The organism is Arthrobacter sp. NPDC057013 (assembly GCF_042674585.1).
Classification (GTDB): Bacteria; Actinomycetota; Actinomycetes; order Actinomycetales; family Micrococcaceae; genus Arthrobacter.
In genome coordinates, this window is record NZ_JBHUSE010000023.1 from 53,425 (window position 1) to 70,549 (window position 17,125).

Annotated in this window: 12 protein-coding genes; 5 read left to right on the top strand and 7 right to left on the bottom strand. The window is 68.8% G+C overall.

Translation table 11 applies throughout. The features are described from left to right. Positions 1 to 45: 45 nt before the first annotated feature. Positions 46 to 1,185, bottom strand: a complete 1,140-nt coding sequence (locus ACFTSA_RS21325; protein ID WP_377953884.1) for an Rv2578c family radical SAM protein — start codon at positions 1,183 to 1,185, stop codon at positions 46 to 48. 82 nt (positions 1,186 to 1,267) lie between these two features. Between ACFTSA_RS21325 and pcp the strand changes: the two genes are divergently transcribed. Further along, on the top strand, positions 1,268 to 1,945 hold the full coding sequence (gene pcp / locus ACFTSA_RS21330; protein WP_377953853.1) for a pyroglutamyl-peptidase I: 678 nt from the start codon (positions 1,268 to 1,270) through the stop codon (positions 1,943 to 1,945). Here the strand turns inward: pcp and ACFTSA_RS21335 are convergent. Together ACFTSA_RS21335 and ACFTSA_RS21340 are read right to left on the bottom strand one after the other, a co-directional pair. Then, positions 1,898 to 2,590, bottom strand: a complete 693-nt coding sequence (locus ACFTSA_RS21335) for an SIMPL domain-containing protein (protein ID WP_377953854.1) — start codon at positions 2,588 to 2,590, stop codon at positions 1,898 to 1,900. The genes pcp and ACFTSA_RS21335 overlap by 48 nt on opposite strands. Continuing rightward, entirely contained in the window at positions 2,587 to 3,078 is a 492-nt protein-coding gene (locus ACFTSA_RS21340; protein ID WP_377953855.1) for a hypothetical protein, read from the bottom strand. The genes ACFTSA_RS21335 and ACFTSA_RS21340 overlap by 4 nt, the downstream gene beginning before the upstream one ends. A 263-nt stretch (positions 3,079 to 3,341) precedes the next feature. On the opposite strand from ACFTSA_RS21340, the gene pheS reads away from it, so the two are divergent. Continuing rightward, positions 3,342 to 4,403 (top strand): phenylalanine--tRNA ligase subunit alpha, encoded by a 1,062-nt coding sequence (gene pheS, locus ACFTSA_RS21345; protein WP_377953856.1) that lies wholly within the window; start codon positions 3,342 to 3,344, stop codon positions 4,401 to 4,403. Positions 4,404 to 4,405: 2 nt separating this feature from the next. Beyond that, positions 4,406 to 6,949, top strand: coding sequence for a phenylalanine--tRNA ligase subunit beta (gene pheT, locus ACFTSA_RS21350; protein ID WP_377953857.1), 2,544 nt, complete (start codon positions 4,406 to 4,408; stop codon positions 6,947 to 6,949). Positions 6,950 to 7,036: 87 nt separating this feature from the next. On the opposite strand, the gene ACFTSA_RS21355 is transcribed toward pheT, so the two are convergent. The 4 genes from ACFTSA_RS21355 to ACFTSA_RS21370 all read right to left on the bottom strand — a co-directional run bounded on the left by ACFTSA_RS21355 (position 7,037) and on the right by ACFTSA_RS21370 (position 14,730). Further along, a complete protein-coding gene (locus ACFTSA_RS21355) occupies positions 7,037 to 8,386 on the bottom strand; it encodes a M1 family metallopeptidase (RefSeq protein WP_377953858.1) in 1,350 nt (449 codons plus the stop codon). Between the two features lie 31 nt (positions 8,387 to 8,417). Next, a complete protein-coding gene (locus ACFTSA_RS21360) occupies positions 8,418 to 12,353 on the bottom strand; it encodes a Pls/PosA family non-ribosomal peptide synthetase (RefSeq protein ID WP_377953886.1) in 3,936 nt (1,311 codons plus the stop codon). Between the two features lie 213 nt (positions 12,354 to 12,566). After that, entirely contained in the window at positions 12,567 to 13,532 is a 966-nt protein-coding gene (locus tag ACFTSA_RS21365; RefSeq protein ID WP_377953859.1) for a quinone oxidoreductase family protein, read from the bottom strand. A gap of 91 nt (positions 13,533 to 13,623) precedes the next feature. Then, complete coding sequence (locus ACFTSA_RS21370; RefSeq protein ID WP_377953860.1) at positions 13,624 to 14,730, bottom strand: fatty acid desaturase family protein; 1,107 nt, start codon at positions 14,728 to 14,730, stop codon at positions 13,624 to 13,626. A gap of 180 nt (positions 14,731 to 14,910) precedes the next feature. On the opposite strand from ACFTSA_RS21370, the gene argC reads away from it, so the two are divergent. Together argC and argJ are read left to right on the top strand one after the other, a co-directional pair. After that, on the top strand, positions 14,911 to 15,942 hold the full coding sequence (gene argC, locus ACFTSA_RS21375; RefSeq protein ID WP_377953862.1) for an N-acetyl-gamma-glutamyl-phosphate reductase: 1,032 nt from the start codon (positions 14,911 to 14,913) through the stop codon (positions 15,940 to 15,942). After that, on the top strand, positions 15,939 to 17,105 hold the full coding sequence (gene argJ / locus ACFTSA_RS21380; protein WP_377953863.1) for a bifunctional glutamate N-acetyltransferase/amino-acid acetyltransferase ArgJ: 1,167 nt from the start codon (positions 15,939 to 15,941) through the stop codon (positions 17,103 to 17,105). The genes argC and argJ overlap by 4 nt, the downstream gene beginning before the upstream one ends. Positions 17,106 to 17,125 lie beyond the last annotated feature (20 nt).

The following is a 17,125-nucleotide window of genomic DNA, read 5'->3' on the forward strand; positions in this document are numbered from 1 at the left end:
ACAGGAAAGACCGCGCACGGGTGCAGGAGCGGTACGGCTGCCGACTCAGAACAGTGTGGGCTGGGACGTTCGTGCTTCGCTGCGGTGGCCATTCGGCCCTGACCGTTGCTGGCCTGACCTGTCGTGCCCCGTCCGGTCCTGCGGAATGCTTCCTTCGGGGTAGGCGGCTTCCTCACCCCGGGGATCGTCGGCAGGGTGCTCGTCGACGTCCCGGTGGCTGAACCCGTGCGAATTGGAGAAGCCGTGCCGGGCCTTGAAGAAACGGACCCTGCCGGCCAGCCAGATGCGGTATTCCTTTGAGGCATACGAGCCCGTGCCATAGAGCCTGCGGTAGCGGCCGACGAGTTCCGGATGCCGGGCAGCGATCCACTGCATGAACCACTCCCGGGTGCCCGGCTTCAAGTACAGCGCTCCGGCCGTGACGCCGGTGGCACCGGCGCCAGCCAGTGCGGCGAACAGGGAATCCAGGGCCTCGTCGCTGTCCGAGAGCCAGGGCAGGATGGGCATGGCCATCACGCCGCAGGGCAGTCCGGCCTCGCGGAGCCTGGACACGAGCCTGAGCCGCGCCCGCGGTCCGGGTGTGCCGGGCTCGATGGCCTCGGAGAGTTGCTCGTCCGTCATGGCCAGCGAGATGCCAATGCCCACCGGCACCTGTGACGCGGCATGCTTAAGGAGCGGAATGTCGCGCGCCAGCAAAGTGCCCTTGGTCAGGATGGACAGGGGGGTCCCGGAGTCGGCCAGCGCACCGATGATGCCGGGCATCAGCCGGTACCGGCCCTCCGCCCGCTGATAGGGGTCCGTGTTGGTGCCCAATGCCACCTGCTGCCGGTTCCAGGAGGGCTTGGCCAACTCCTTGCGCAGCACCTCGGCCGCGTTGATTTTCACGACCACCTGGCTGTCGAAATCGAGCCCGGCGTCGAAGTCCAGGTAGGTATGGCTCTTGCGGGCGAAGCAGTAGACGCACGCGTGGCTGCAGCCCCGGTACGGATTCACGGTCCACTCGAACGGCATCCGGGAACCGGCGGGCACCTTGTTGAGCACCGATTTGGCGGTGACCTCATGAAAGGTGACGCCGGCGAACTCGGGAGTGGACACGGACCGCACCAGCCCGGCCAGGGGCAGCAGCGGGGCGGCCCCGGGTATTTCGTCCTGTGCCGGCTTGAGTGCCTGCGCGTCCCATCTCATGACATCCATTCGAAGGTATGTTCGAAGTTAAGTCAAGGTTCGCCGTCGGCGTTTCCTCCTGTCCAGCGGCTACGCTGGGTCCATGATTCTGCTCACCGGCTTCGAACCTTTCGGCGGCCAGCCGATCAATCCGTCGTGGGCGGCTGCACTGTCCGCGCGGGACTTGCTCCGCGCCGAAGGCCAAGTCGTGGAGGCGGTGGAACTGCCCTGCATTTTCGGCGTGGCCGGGAATGTGCTGCGGAACGCCCTCGATGAGCTCGAGCCGGAGCTGGTGGTGTGCGTCGGGCAAGCCGGAGGCCGGGGGCGGGTATCGCTGGAAAGGGTTGCCATCAATTGCGATGACGCGCCCATTCCGGACAACGCGGGAAACCAGCCCGTGGACCGGCCGGTGGTGCCCGGCGGCCCGGCTGCGTATTTCACCTCGCTGCCAGTCAAGGCGGCCCTTCTTGCCGTGGAAGAGGCGGGTATTCCGGCCGAGGTTTCGCAGACGGCGGGAACGTACGTCTGCAATCACACCTTCTATGCGCTCATGCACGAGCTGGCATCCCGGTCGGCCGTCCGCGGCGGATTCGTCCATGTGCCGTTCGCGCCGGACCAAGTGGAGCGGGGGAGCGGTGCCCCCTCACTGACTGTGCATTTGATGGCGGAGGCGATAGCCGCCGTCGTCCGGACCTCGCTTAGCCACTTCTCCGGCGCAGCCCGGCCGTTTGACCTATCTCTGCCGGCCGACGTCGCGCTCGCCGCCGGCAGCCTCCACTAGCAACTCCCACTCCACGGTGACACTGGCGCTGACGCCGGACTCACCGGGTTCCACGGTCATGGAGTCCGTGGCGAAAGCCCGCTGCATCCCGCCCACCGGCACGGGCGCCGACGGAACAGGGTGCTGCCGTACGCAGACCACCTCACCCAGCTCGGCGCCCGCAAGTGCGGCGAACTGCGCTGCTGCCGCCCGCGCGTCGGCCCAGGCGGCGTCGCGGGCGAGCGCCATGCCCGCTGCGGCATCGGCAAAGCCGAGCTGCACGCCGTCCAGGCGCACGTCGTTGCCGCCTGCCTCGACCGCCGCGGCAATGGCCCCAGAACCGGCAGACAGATCCCGGAGCCGGACGCTGAGCATGCTGGATGCCACGTAGCCGGTGACCTGCTGGCCGCGGCCCTCCTGCCAGACGACGTCGGCCCGGACGTTAAGCCCCGACGTCCTGATGTCCCGGTTCTCCACGCCCCTGCTGCGCAGCGCGGCCGTCACGGCAGCGGACGCCCCTCCGGCGGCGGCATAGGCATCACCTGCGTCGTCGCGCCGGCATTCCACGCCAACGGACAGCGTCAGCAGGTCCGGTGCGGCCTCGGCGGTTCCGAACCCCGTGACGGTGACAGTCCGGACTTCGGCCCGGCCAGCGGGCTCACTCATGAGTGCCCCCGGCCAGAGCCGCGCCTTCTGTCGGGTCCGGGCCTCCTGTCACGGAGCCGACGGTCCACGTAGCCGCCCGCCGCCAGGCCCGCATGCCGCTCGAAGGGATTTCCCGACGCCGGATCGCCGTACCGCACAGCCGACCACGCAGCGGCCGCGAAGTAGAACAGCAGGAAGGGCAGCCCCAGGCACCACGCGTACTGGGTGCTGTGCCGTTCCTCATGGCCCAGGAGCGTGTGGCCCGTCAAAGCCGTGTCAGCGTCCGTTCGGAAGATGACAACGTTGCCCACCGTGAAGGCGCCGGCCACCGGCAGCGGCCACCGGTAACCGGTGGCGACAATCAGGCCGCGGGGACCCCGGAAAGTCCTGGTGCCGGCCAACCCGGCAAGCACCAGCCCCAGCGGCGTGGAGGCATTCAGCACGTTGGCGAGTTGCCTGAGGCGCTGTCGTCGCGTCAGTGGGCCTCCCGTTCTGCGGCCATGCGTCATGGGGCCATGGTAGCCGCGGGCGGCGGGGCAATACAGGCGCCCCCGGGCACCTGCTGTCATTTAGCCCGGTGCTGTCAATTAGACTGGGAACAGTGCCTGCCGGCCGTGCGCCGGCGAGCCTGCCCTTGTTCTTGGATGGCGTCTCTGGGCGGCGTCCTTGGATGACTTTCTGCAATGACGTGCCAGCGACGGACGCGCGGCCGGGGAACCGGCGCGGCTGCACCGGCCGCTGGCACCACCCGACTCGTAGCTAAGAACAGTAGATGACTGAAACTTTGCCGGGCGCCGCCGTCCCGAACCCTCTGGATGAAACCGCCATCAACGCCGCCGTGGACCAGGCCGTCGCCGCCATTGCCGGCGCGTCCACGCTCGATGAACTCAAGGCAGTGCGCCTGGCCCACACCGGTGAGAAGTCGCCGCTGAGCCTGGCCAACCGTGGGATCGGAAGCCTGCCCAAGGACCAGAAGGCCGCCGCCGGCAAGCTGATGGGTTCCTCGCGCGGCCGTGTTAACAAGGCGCTCGCGGACCGCACCGCCGAGCTCGAAGCGGAGAACGACGCCCGCATCCTGGTTGAGGAGACCGTGGATGTCACGGCAGCCCCGCGCCGCCGCCGGGCCGGAGCCCGCCACCCGCTGTCCACACTGCAGGACCGCGTCGCGGACATCTTCGTGGGCATGGGCTGGGAAATCGCCGAAGGCCCCGAAGTGGAATCCGAATGGTTCAACTTCGACGCGCTGAACTTCAAGCCGGACCACCCCGCCCGCGAAATGCAGGACACGTTCTTCGTGGAGCCGCCCGAAGCCCACCTGCTGATGCGCACCCACACCTCGCCGGTGCAGGTCCGTTCCATGCTGGAACGCGAAGTGCCGATCTACGTGCTGTGCCCGGGCAAGGTGTTCCGCACCGATGAGCTCGATGCCACCCACACCCCGGTGTTCCACCAGTTCGAGGGCCTGGCCATCGACAAGAAGCTCAGCATGGCTGACCTCCGGGGAACCCTGGAGCACTTCGCCCGCCAGATGTTCGGCGACGAAGCCCAGATCCGGCTGCGCCCCAACTACTTCCCGTTCACCGAGCCGTCCGCCGAGCTGGACATCTTCCACCCCGGCGCCAAGGGCGGGCCGCGCTGGATCGAGTGGGGCGGCTGCGGCATGGTCAACCCCAACGTCCTGCGGGCCGCAGGCATCGATCCGGACGTCTATTCGGGCTTTGCTTTCGGCATGGGCATCGAGCGGACGCTCATGTTCCGCAACGAGGTCGGCGACATGCGCGACATGATCGAAGGCGATGTACGTTTCAGCGAGCACTTCGGGATGGAGATCTAACAGTGCGTATCCCACTTTCCTGGCTGCGTGAATTCGCGCAGGTACCGGCCGGAGCCACGGCCGAAGACGTCATGGCGGACCTGGTCAAGGTCGGCTTTGAAGAGGAAGCGGTCCACCGCCCCACGGACGCCCTGCGCGGACCCGTCGTGGTGGGCCAGGTCCTGAGCCTGGTCAAGGAACCCCAGTCCAACGGCAAGACCATCAACTGGTGCCAGGTCCGCGTTGTCCCGGAGGGGCAGGAGCAGACTCTCACCGGCAAGGGCATCGATCCGTCCGGCGTCCAGGGCATCGTCTGCGGCGCCCACAACTTCGTCGAGGGCGACAAAGTGGTGGTCACCCTGCCGGGCGCCGTCCTGCCCGGCGACTTCCACATCTCGGCACGGAAGACCTACGGCCACATGTCCGCGGGCATGATCGCCTCCGTCCGCGAACTGGGCATCGGCGAGGACCACGACGGCATCCTGGTGCTTTCCCGGATCGGCCTGGATCCCGAGATCGGGACCGACGCCATGGAGCTGCTGGGCCTCTACGACCAGGCCGCCGAAATCAACGTGACCCCGGACCGCGGCTATGCCTTCTCGATCCGCGGCGTGGCGCGTGAATATGCCCATGCCACCGGCACGGTGTTCACCGATCCCGTGTCGAAGGTCAACGCCCCGGCCGTCCTGTCCGGCGGCTACGGGGTCAAGATCAACGACGACGCGCCGATCTACGGCAAGCCCGGCTGTGACCGCTTTGTGGCTCGCACCGTCCGCGGCGTGGACGCCACCAGGCCCACGCCTCCGTGGATGTCCTCCAGGCTTCGGTTGGCCGGCATCCGGTCCATCTCCCTGCCCGTGGACATCTCGAACTACGTGATGCTCGAACTCGGCCAGCCGCTTCATTTCTACGACCAGGACAAGCTGTCCGGCGATATCGTGGTGCGCCGGGCCGTGGCGGGGGAGAAGCTGACCACCCTCGACGGCAAGGAGCGCTCGCTTGACCCCGAGGACCTGCTGATCACCGACGCCTCCGGCCCCATCGGCGTCGCCGGCGTCATGGGCGGCGCGTCCACCGAGGTCTCCGACGCCACCACCGCCGTCCTGATCGAGGCGGCCCACTTCGAGGAAGTCTCCATTGCGCGCTCGCGCCGGCGCCACAAGCTCCCGTCCGAAGCCTCCAAGCGCTTTGAACGCGGCGTGGACTGGCAGGTCGCCAACATCGCGGCCCAGCGCGCCGTCGATCTTCTCGTGGAGCTGGCCGGCGGAACCGCCGACGAGGCGGGCACCGACGTCGGAACCGCCCCGGATCCGGTGACCATCGCGCTGCCGGCTGAGTTCCCCGCCGCCCGGATCGGCATCGACTTCACCGAGGAGCAGATCGTCACGTCCCTTGAGGACCTCGGTGCCGTTCTCGACAAGACCGGCGCCGGCTGGACCGTCACCGCGCCGAGCTGGCGGAACGACCTGGAAACCAAGGAGGACCTCTCCGAGGAAGTGGCCCGTCTGGTGGGCTACGACCAGATCCCCGCGACCCTGCCGGTAGCGCCTCCCGGCCGCGGTCTGACCCGGGTGCAGCAGCAGCGCCGCCGCCTGGTCCAGGCGCTGGCTGATGCAGGCCTGACCGAGGTCCTGGCCTACCCCTTCGTGTCGAAGGCCGCCAACGAGACGTTTGGTGTGGCCGAGGAGGGTGCGCCCCGGACTGCGCTCAAGCTCGCCAACCCCATCAGCGAGGAACACGGCTACCTGCGCACGTCGGTGCTGCCGGGCCTGCTGGAGGTCGCCAAGCGCAACCACTCCCGCGGCTTCCGGGACCTCGCCGTCTTCGAAGCCGGCCTGGTCTTCCTGCCCGGTGACACTTTGGGCACGCCGTCCATTCCTCCGCTGGGCGTCAAGCCAAGCGATGAGGTGCTGGATGCGCTGTACGACGGCGTTCCTGACCAGCCGCTGCACGTCGCCGCCGTCCTCACCGGCCATGATTCGCCGGCCGCTGCCGGCCACGCCCCGCGGCTGTGGGACTGGGCCGACGCCCTGGACATCGCCCGCCTGGCCGGTGACGTCCTTGGTGTGGAGCTCGTGGTCACCCAGGGCCGGCACCAGGCCTTCCACCCGGGCCGCGCCGCGCAGCTGTCGCTGCGCTCCGGCGAGGTGGTGGGCTATGCCGGCGAGCTGCACCCCAAGCTCCTGGCCGCGCACGACATGCCGGCACGGTCCGTCGCGCTGGAGCTCAACGCGGACGCCCTCTTCGAGGCGGCGGCCGACGTCGTGGTGGCCCGCCACATCTCCACCTTCCCGGTGGCGACGCAGGACGTGGCCCTCGTGGTGCCGCAGGACGTCCCCGCCGACGACGTGCTGGCAGCGCTGCGTGAAGGCGCCGGTGAGCTGCTCGAGGACGTCGCCCTGTTCGACGTCTACGCGGGGAAGGGGATCGAGGAGGGCAAGAAGTCCCTCGCCTTCGGCCTGCGGTTCCGCGCCACGGACCGGACACTGACGGCCGACGAGGCATCGGAGGCGCGGGAGCGCGCCGTCGCCACCGCCGCCGAGCGGTTCGGTGCCGTCCAGCGCTAGACCGGCCATAAAGAAAGACCACGCCGTTTGGCGTGGTCTTTCTTTATGCCCGAAACCACATGCCTGGAACGCAGTGCGGGACGCACTTTACGGCAGCGGCGGCAGGTCTTCCTCGTAGAGCCAGGGATGCAGCAGCGATTCCGTGTCCAGTCCCGTGGCGCGGTCGGCCGTGAGGATGAACTCCGGCGTCGACACGGACCTGTGGGCGTGTGTCCGGGTCCATTCCTGCAGCAGCGCGAAGAAGGCGAGGTCGCCGCAGCGCCGGCGCAGGGCGTGCAGCGCGAGCGCTCCGCGCTTATAGACCCTGTCGTCGAACATCAGCTCCGGTCCTGGATCACCCACCAGCAGGTCCTGCGCGCCGGCGTTGAGCCGCCGCCAGGCCGCACGCGCACGCTCTCCGGCGGGCATCACGCCGGCCTCCTCGGACCAGATCCATTCCGCGTAGCAGGCGAAGCCTTCGTGCAGCCAGATGTCGCTCCAAGTGCCGAGCGTCAGCGAGTTCCCGAACCACTGGTGGGCCAGTTCATGCGCGATCAGTCGTTGTGACTCCCACCCGGTATCCAGGTGGTTGCGGCCCAGGATGGACAGCGACTGGGCCTCGAGCGGAATTTCCAGTTCGTCGGCGGTGACCACCACCGTGTACTCCGGGAAAGGATACGGGCCGAAGCGGCTCACGAAGGTGCTCATCATTGCTTCCTGCCGGGCCAGGGCGGTCTCCGCCCGCGCCACCAGCTCCGCCGGTGCCGCAACGAACTGGGGCACACCGGCAGAGTCCGGCAGCCTCACCAGCCCGTACCGGCCGATCTGGATGGTCGCCAGGTACGTTGCCATCGGTTCACGCTGCTCATAAACCCAGGTCTGGCGGCTGGACCGCACGGCCTGCCCCACCAGGAGACCGTTGCAGACGGCACGGTAGCCGGCATCCGTGGTGACGGTGATGCGGTAGCTGGCCTTGTTCCGCGGGTGGTCGTTGCACGGGAACCAGGATGGCGCCCCGTCAGGCTGGCCGGCCACGAGGACGCCGTCGGTGAGCTCCTCCCAGCCCACCTCGCCCCACAGCCCCCGCCGCGGCTGCGGGTTGCCGTCATACCGGATGTCGAGGCTGAATTCGGAGCCCGCCTCGAGGGGCTGTTCGCAGTGCACCACGAGCTGTTCCGCCCGCTGCGTGAACCTCCGCACGCGGGCGCCGTTCAGCTGGATCTTCAGGGCGCGGAGGCCGGTCATATCCAGTACGACGGCGGACGTGCGGCGCTCCGCCACAGCGGCCAGTACGGCACGGCCGGACAACCGGTTGCTGGCCAGCCTGTAGTCCAGTTCGAGTTCATAGTGCAGGACGCGGTAGGCGTCCGTTCCGTGGCCCGGGACGTACGGGTCGCCGGTGGCCGTGGCGCCGGCGGAGAGGACGGCGGCCGGGCCGGGCGATTCTCCGGAGCTCATTCTGCGTGTGACTTCCTTAGCTGTGGTGGGGCTACTTAAGGCGGGGTGCCGGAACGGCGGGCCCGGTCCACGGGCTGACCGGATTCCCCATCCAGTACGTCCCGGCCGGAACGGTCTCGCCGCGCATCACCAGGGACGCCGGACCAACGGTCCCGCCCCTGCCGATCCTCGCCTGCGGCAGAATCACGCCATGCGGGCCCATCGTCGCCCCGTCTTCGAGACTAACAGTGTCGATGCTCATGACGCGGTCGTGGAAGAGGTGGGTCTGGACGACGCAGCCGCGGTTGACAGTGGAGCTGGCGCCGAGGGTCACGAGGTCCGCCTCAGGAAGCCAATAGCTCTCACACCATGTGCCCCGGCCGATCTTGGCGCCGAGGGCCCGCAGCCACCAGACAAGGGCCGGGGTGCCGCTGGCGGACCGGGCGAACCATGGGGCACTCACCATTTCGATGAAGCTGTCCACCACCTCGTTCCGCCAGATGAAGGAGCTCCACAGCGGGTGTTCGCCGGCCTTGATCCTGCCCACGAGCAACCACTTCGCCGCAACGGAGGAGGCCGCCGCCACCCCGCCCGCGACCAGCAGGACCACCCCTCCCAGTGCCGCTGCCGCACCGTAACCCAGGGCGGTGGCGAGCCAGTCGAAGACGAGCAGCACGCCAAGGGCCAGGCCCACCGTCAGGGCCACCGGCACAAACCGGCACAGCTCCCAGAGGCTCCTAGCCACCTTGAGCCTCGCCGGCGGCCGGAAGGTGCGGGTGCTGTCCGATGCCACCGCTGTGCGCCGCAGCCTGACGGGAGGGCTGCCCAGCCAGGACGTGCCTGACTTGGCCTTGCCCGGCGTCGCCGAGAGGACAGCCACCAGGGAGTTCTTTGGCACGCTGCGCCCGGCGGCGGTCATACCGGAGTTGCCAAGGAAGGATCGCTTGCCGATTTTGGCGGGCGCGATGTGCATCCAGCCTCCGCCGAGCTCGTACGATGCCACCATCGTGTCGTCGGCGAGGAACGCACCCTCGCCCACGGTGGTCATGCGCGGCAGCAGCAGGACGGTGGAGGCCTCAACATTCTTTCCGACCTTTGCCCCCAGGAGCCTCAGCCAGGTCGGCGTGAACAGGCTGGCGTAAATCGGGAACAGGAGGTCCCGTGCCATGTCCAGCACCCGCTCGGTGGCCCAGACCTGCCAGCCGACGCGGCTGCGGACCCGGTAGTAGCCCTCCTTCAGGCCGAGGCCCAGCAGCCTGGTGGTGACCAGGATCAGCAGCATGTTGGTGAGGAACCAGGTCAAGGCGGCCAGCGGCAGCGACGCCAGCACCTGTGGCACGGCACTGAGCAGTGAGTCGCTGCCCCTGATGAACAGGAAGACCACCAGGGCTGCGGCCACGGCTGAAGCGTAGGGAATCAGGGCCAGGACGGCGGACGCGGCAGCAAAGGCCGTGAACCAGAGACGCCCCAGGAGGGAGCCGACCGGCTGTCCGGCGGGCCAGTCCTGCTTCGCCTTGCCCCGCCGTCCTGCCGGGGAGCCGGCCACCACCTGGCCGGCCTTGACCTTGCCCAGCACGGCCGATCCCGGCTCCACCTGGCCGCCGGCGCCGATGCTGGCCCCGGGCATCAGGGTGCTGCGGGCTCCCACGGTGGCGTCCGCCCCGACATGGACGTGGCCGATGCGGACAATGTCGCCGTCGATCCACCAGCCGGACAGGTCCACCTCGGGTTCGATGTTGCAGCCGGGGCCCAGGGTGAGGAAGCCCGTCACCGGGGGAAGGGAGTGCAGGTGGATGTTGTTCCCGATCTTGGCGCCGAGGGCCCTTGCGTAGTACGGCACCCACGGTGCACTGGCGAGGCTGATGGCACCGGCCAGGTCCTGGATCTGTTCGGCGAGCCAAAGACGCAGGTGCACCTTGCCTGCCCGCGGGTAGTTCCCGGGCCGCACGTTGCGGAGCAGGATGCGGGCGGCGGCAACAGAAATGGCCATCCGTCCGGGCGGGCTAACGAAGACCAGCCAGGACGCCGCCACCCACCACCACGACACGGTGGGTGCAGCCGTGAACCCGGCAAACGCGAAGAGGACGTTGTTGGCGGCCATCAGGTAGGTCAGCCAGCGCATGCCCGCCAGAATATGCAGCGGAATACCCATGAGGGTCTGGAAGACCTGTGACTTCAGGGCAGTGGGCCGGACGGGCCGTTCCGGGGCCGGGCCGGCAGAGACGCCTCCGGGCAGGGACTGGCGGGCGACTTCGATCAGGGCGCCGACGCGCGGGGTGGCGTAGATGTCCGCCACGGTGATGGTGGGGTAGCGGCCCCGGAGGGCGGAGACGAGCTGGGCCGCGGCCAGCGAACCGCCGCCGTGGGCGAAGAAGTCCGCGTCCAGGCCGGCGACGCTGCTGCCCAGGACGGCCTCCCACTGGTCAACGACCCATTGGGCATCCTCCGGCAGGTTCAGCGGCGCGGCGTCCGCTGCCGCGGCGCCGGCCCCTGGCAGCGGCCAGGGCAGCGCATGGCGGTCGACTTTTCCGCTGGTCTTGGTGGGCAGGGTGTCGACGACGGTCAGCATCGGGATGAGCGGAGCGGGCAGCGTGGCGGAGAGCAGTTCACGGTATGCGGCCAGGTCCAAAGTTGGTTGGCCGGGCGCGGCGTCCGATCCGCCGGCGGGGGCCAGGTAACCGACGAGGACCTGGTTGCCGGCCGCCGTCGTGCGGACTGCGGCGGCGGCGCCTGCAATGCCCGGGAGTGACTGCAGGGCAGCGTCAATCTCACCGAGTTCGATACGGCGACCGCCGAGCTTGACCTGCTCGTCGGCGCGTCCCATGAAGATCAGACCGGCGCGCTCGAAGCGGACCAGGTCGCCGGAGCGGTACGCGCGGTCCCAGCCCAGCGAGGGCATGGCGGCGTACTTCTCCGCATCCTTCTGCGGGTCCAGGTAGCGGGCCAGCCCCACACCGCCGATGATGAGCTCGCCCACCTCGCCCTCGGCTACCGGGACGCCGTCGGAATCGACCACCGCCAGGTCCCAGCCGTCCAGGGGGAGCCCGATCCTGACCGGGCCGGTACCGCCCAGGGGAGCCGCGCAGGCCACGACCGTTGCCTCGGTGGGTCCGTAGGTGTTCCACACCTCACGGCCGTCAACCGCCAGGCGGTCGGCCAGTTCCGGCGGGCAGGCCTCGCCGCCGAAGATCAGCAGCCGCACGTTTTCGAGCGCCTCTGCCGGCCAGAGCGCCGCAAGCGTGGGAACGGTGGAAACCACAGTGATGCCGTGGTTGATCAGCCACGGGCCCAGGTCCATACCGGTGCGGACCAGGGCCCGCGGGGCAGGCACGAGGCAGGCGCCGTGGCGCCAGGCCAGCCACATCTCTTCGCACGACGCGTCGAAGGCCACCGACAGTCCCGCGAGCACGCGGTCCTGCGGCCCCACCGGTTCGTCCTGCAGGAAGATGCGTGCTTCCGCGTCCACGAACGCGGCCGACGAGCGGTGCTGCACCGCAACGCCCTTGGGCGTGCCAGTGGAACCGGACGTGAAAATGACCCAGGCGTCGTCGTCGGGCCCCGCCGGACGGGGCGCCGGGAAGGGGCGCGGCCGCTTGTGGTCCGTGACGATTTCGCCGTTGGCCCGCAGGATGCCGGCCACCCGTGCCTCACCGAACACGAGCTTGGCCCGTTCGTCCGGATCGTCCGCGTCCACGGGCACGTAGGCCGCCCCGATCAGCAGGATGGCAAGGATCGCGACGTAGAGCTCATTGGTGCCGGAAGGGATCCGCACCCCGATCTTGTCTCCTGCTCCGAGGCCGGCCTGGTGCAGCCGCCGGCCCTCGGCCTTAGCCTCGGCCAGGAGCTGGGCGTAACTCAGGGAGCGGCGGCCGTCGTCGAGCGCCGAGGCATCCGGGAAACGTGCGGCCGTGTCGGTGAGGATGTCCACCAGGGTCCGCTCGGGCGGGGCGGCGGCAGCGCCCGGCAGCTGGGCCGGGTACACCCGCACCGCCGCCGGCCCGCCGCCGGCGGCAGGAGGAGCGGTGGTGTCCAGGGTTTCCGGCAGAGGCTCAATCACGGCTGGATTCTCCCTCAGCAAGATGAACGGAAGATGACATCGTTTCCCCTCCGTTCATCCGGGGCTGCTTTGTTGCCCGGCCCGCCATGCGGCGGACCGTCGAAGCTTCGGGCCGGCGATGCCGTCCGGTGACCTGACCCGTTGTTAGGGGACCAGCAGAACCTTGCCGGTGGTGCGCCGGCCTTCGAGGTCCTCGTGTGCCCTGCGGGCCTCGGCCAGCGGGTAGGTTGCACCGACGCGGACCTTGAGGCTGCCATCGGCCGCGGCGCCGAAAATTTCCGTGGAACGCCAAAGGCGTTCCTGCGGGTTGCCGAGGAAGTGGGCGAGCGACGGCCGTGTCAGGGTCAGCGAACCGCCGGCATTGAGCCGCTGCGGGTCCACCGGCGGCACGGGCCCGGACGCCGCGCCGAAGAGCACCAGCGAACCGCGGGTACGCAGGCTGGCGAGCGAGCCGTCGAACGTGTCCTTCCCCACGCCGTCGTACACCACGTTCACGCCGGCGCCGTGGGTCAGGTCGCGGACGGCGTCGGCGAAACCGTCGTAGCGCAGCACCTCGTCTGCGCCGGCGCCCCGGGCCAGCGCCTCCTTTTCATCGGTGGAAACGGTGGTGATGACGCGGGCGCCGCGGGCCTTCAGAAGCTGGATCAGCAGCAGGCCAACCCCGCCTGCACCTGCGTGGACCAAGACGCTGTGCCCGGGCTCAACGCGGAACGAGGAGTTGATCAGGTAATGGGCCGTCATGCCCTGGAGGGGGAGCGCGGCGGCGGTGTGGTCGTCCACGCCGTCCGGCACTGGCAGGGCCTTCGCGGCGTCCAGCACGATATATTCGGCGTAGCAGGCGGTTCCCTCGGCCGTGGCCACCCGGCTTCCCACCGCGAAGTCCTCCACGCCCTCGCCGACTTCCTCGACGGTGCCGGCTGCTTCGGATCCCGGGGTGAAAGGGTAGGTCACCTTGTACGTGCCGCTGCGCTGGTAGGTCTCGATGAAGTTGACGCCCGTTGCCGCTACTTTCACCAGCAGCTGGCCGGGGCCGGGGACGGGGCGGTCGATCTCCGTGAAGTCCAGAACCTCCGGTCCACCCGGCTGCCGGGCGACGATGGCGTGCGTCATGGGATTTCTCCTTTTCCGGGCCGGGACCTCCGGCACCCTTCCTCACCTCATCCTAGGGACCGGGCCGGTGCAGGCGAAGTCGGGCGCTTGGTCAGTAGCGCCGGGAGACCGCCGCCATGGGGCATTCGAAGCGACGTCCGGCAGCGAGACCCACTTCATTGAGGTACCGGACGATGATCCCGAACGACGCCGCCAGTGTGCTCTCCGTGAAAGGAATCCCGTGTATTTCGCAGTGCCGGCGCACGATCGCCGTTGCCTTGTGCAGCTGGGGGCGGGCCATGTCGGGGAAGAGGTGGTGCTCAACCTGCCGGTTCAGGCCGCCGAGCAGGATATCCATGAACCGGCCGCCGGATATATTGCGTGAAGTCAGGACCTGGCGGCTGAGGAAGTCCACGCGGCTGTCTGCCGGGAGGACCGGCATTCCCTTGTGGTTAGGCGCAAAGGACGCACCCATGTAGAAACCGAAAACAGCGAGCTGCACGCCTATGAAGGCGGCAGCCATGCCAAGGGGCAGGAAGGAAAACGCCAGCGCAGGCAGGGCGCCCAGGCGGGCCAGCAGGATCGGCAGTTCCACCCAGCGGTGCGTGACCTTCGCGCGGCGGAAGACGAAGCGGACCGAATCTATCTGCAGGCCGAGGCCCACAAGGAACAGCAGGGGGACGAACAGCCAGCCCTGCTTGCGCGTCAGCACGGCCAGCCGGCCCTGCCGTTTGGCGGCGTCTTCGGTGTGGAACACGATGGCGCCGGGCGCGATGTCAGGGTCCTTGGATATGACGTTCGGGTGGTTGTGGTGTGCCCCGTGTTTCTGCTCCCACCACGAGTAGCTGACGCCGGCAACGGATGTGGCCAGAAGCCGCGCGGACCAGTCGTTGGCGCGCCGGGAGGCGAAAATCTGGCGGTGGCCCGCCTCGTGGGCCAGGAAGCTCAGCTGCGTGCAAATGATGCCGAGCCCTGCGGCGATGAGGAGCTGGAACCAGCTCTGGCCGATCAGGGCGAAACCGAACCAGACCGCTGTCATGAGTACAGCCAGTGTGGCGAAGACGGTGATGTAGAAGCCCCGGCGCCGCTCCAGGAGCCCGGCTGAGCGGACGGCCTTGAGCAGGTCGGAGTAACTCTGTGTGACCGGGTTGGCCTGGCGTATGCGGCTTGACTGGCGGATTCGGGGTTGCGGGCGCTCGGAAGTGATAGTGGGGGCCATAAGCCTGGGTGCCTCGTAACTGTTACGGGCAACGCTGCGGCCGACATTCGGCACGCGCGGTTCTGGATTACCCTGTGTCAATCATACGGCGGGCGGGAGTTGCGGCGGACCGGCGGGGGCATGGGCAGGCTATGCATAAATATCGGGACCTATGCATAGTCTTGCTGTATAGTCGTCTTCATGACTATTTCTGTTGCCGTTTCCGGCGCCAGCGGCTACGCCGGAGGCGAAGTCCTCCGCCTCCTGGCCGGCCATCCGGACGTGACCATCGGAGCCATCACGGCACACAGCAACGCCGGTTCCAGACTAGGCGAACTGCAGCCGCATCTCCATGGCCTGGCGAGCAGGATTCTCGAGGACACCAGCGTGGAGAACCTGTCCGGGCACGACGTCGTGTTCCTGGCCCTCCCTCACGGTGCGTCCGCCCAGATCGCGGCACAGCTCCCCGAGGGCACGGTGGTGATCGACGCCGGCGCGGACCACCGCCTGGAGTCCGCCACCGCGTGGGAAAAGTTCTACGGCTCGGACCACGCCGGGACGTGGCCTTACGGCCTGCCTGAGCTGCCGGGCCAGCGCGAGAAACTCAAGGGTGCCAACCGGATCGCCGTCCCGGGCTGCTACCCGACGTCGGCGCTGCTCGCCCTCACGCCCGGCTTCGCCGGCGGCCTGCTTGAGGGGAACGACGTCGTCATCGTCGCCGCCTCCGGCACCTCCGGGGCCGGCAAGGCGGCAAAGGTCAACCTCATCGGCTCCGAGGTCATGGGCTCCATGAGCCCGTATGGCGTGGGCGGCGGCCACCGGCACACGCCGGAAATCGAGCAGGGACTGTCCAACGCCTCCGGTGAGCCGGTGACGGTCTCCTTCACGCCCACCCTGGCCGCGATGAGCCGGGGCATCCTCACCACCGCCACGGCACGGGTCAAGCCCGGCGTCGCGGCCGAGGACCTTCGCCGCGCCTGGGCGGAAGCATACGACGACGAACCGTTCGTCCACCTGCTGCCCGAGGGCCAGTGGCCCACCACCAAGTCCGTGCAGGGTTCCAACCACGCCGCCATGCAGCTGGCGTTCGACCCGCACGTCGGGCGCGTCATTGTCACGTGCGCGATCGACAACCTGACCAAAGGCACCGCCGGTGGAGCGGTGCAGTCCATGAACATTGCCCTAGGCCTGCCGGAAACCGCCGGCCTCAACCTGCAGGGAGTTGCCCCGTGACCGTTACCGCACCCAAGGGATTCCGCGCTTCCGGCGTCACCGCCGGGCTCAAGGCCTCCGGAAACCCGGACCTCGCGCTCGTGGTCAACGACGGTCCGTCCAAGGCCGCAGCCGCCGTCTTCACCTCGAACCGGGTGGCCGCCGCGCCCGTCCACTGGTCACGCCAGGTGGTCTCGGACGGCCGCGTCGACGCCGTGATCCTCAACTCCGGCGGCGCCAACGCCTGCACTGGCCCGCAGGGCTTCCAGAACACGCACACGACGGCGGAAAAAACTGCGGAGGCGCTGGGCCTGTCCGCCACCGACGTCTTTGTCTGTTCCACCGGACTGATCGGCGAGCAGCTGCCCATGGACAAGATTGTCCCCGGCATCGACGCCGCGGCAGCCGCCCTGAGCGCCGACGGCGGAGCGGATGCCGCCACGGCGATCATGACCACCGACACGGTGCCCAAGCAGGCGGTCTTTACCGGCGCCGATGCCGAGGGAAATGAATTCACCATCGGCGGCATCGCCAAGGGCGCCGGCATGCTGGCGCCCGGGCTGGCCACCATGCTGGTGGTGCTTACCACGGATGCCGACGTCCAGCCGGAATTGCTCGACCTCGCCCTCCGCGACGCCACGCGTGTCACCTTTGACCGCGCCGACTCGGACGGGTGCATGTCCACCAACGACACCGTGGTGCTGCTGGCCTCAGGCGCCTCGAAGGCCGTCCCGTCCGACGGGACCTTCGGCCGGGGCCTTACCCAGGTCTGCGCCGAGCTGGCCCGCAAGCTGATCGGCGACGCCGAGGGCGCCAGCCACGACATCGCGATCAGGACCTTCAACGCCGCCACCGAACGCGACGCCGAAACCGTCAGCCGCGCCGTGGCCCGCTCCAACCTCTTCAAGGCCGCCATCTTCGGCAAGGACCCCAACTGGGGCCGCGTGCTCTCCGCCGTGGGCACCACCGACGCCGTGTTCGAGCCGGACCAGCTCAACGTGTCCATGAACGGCATCCAGATCTGCCAGAACGGCGGCATCGGCCAGGACCGCAAGCTGGTGGACCTGGAACCGCGCGAGGTGCTCGTGGAGATCGACCTGCAGGCCGGCGGGGCAGAGGCCACCATCTGGACCAACGACCTCACGCACGACTACGTCCACGAGAACAGTGCCTACTCAAGCTAACAGTGCCTGCTCAAGCTAGG

What these genes read in the sequence shown, in the direction of transcription:
- ACFTSA_RS21325 (WP_377953884.1), bottom strand. Translation starts at nt 1,185, where the DNA reads ATGAGATGGGACGCGCAGGCACTCAAGCCGGCACAGGACGAAATACCC.
- pcp (WP_377953853.1), top strand. Translation starts at nt 1,268, where the DNA reads ATGATTCTGCTCACCGGCTTCGAACCTTTCGGCGGCCAGCCGATCAAT.
- ACFTSA_RS21335 (WP_377953854.1), bottom strand. Translation starts at nt 2,590, where the DNA reads ATGAGTGAGCCCGCTGGCCGGGCCGAAGTCCGGACTGTCACCGTCACG.
- ACFTSA_RS21340 (WP_377953855.1), bottom strand. Translation starts at nt 3,078, where the DNA reads ATGACGCATGGCCGCAGAACGGGAGGCCCACTGACGCGACGACAGCGC.
- pheS (WP_377953856.1), top strand. Translation starts at nt 3,342, where the DNA reads ATGACTGAAACTTTGCCGGGCGCCGCCGTCCCGAACCCTCTGGATGAA.
- ACFTSA_RS21355 (WP_377953858.1), bottom strand. Translation starts at nt 8,386, where the DNA reads ATGAGCTCCGGAGAATCGCCCGGCCCGGCCGCCGTCCTCTCCGCCGGC.
- ACFTSA_RS21365 (WP_377953859.1), bottom strand. Translation starts at nt 13,532, where the DNA reads ATGACGCACGCCATCGTCGCCCGGCAGCCGGGTGGACCGGAGGTTCTG.
- ACFTSA_RS21370 (WP_377953860.1), bottom strand. Translation starts at nt 14,730, where the DNA reads ATGGCCCCCACTATCACTTCCGAGCGCCCGCAACCCCGAATCCGCCAG.
- argC (WP_377953862.1), top strand. Translation starts at nt 14,911, where the DNA reads ATGACTATTTCTGTTGCCGTTTCCGGCGCCAGCGGCTACGCCGGAGGC.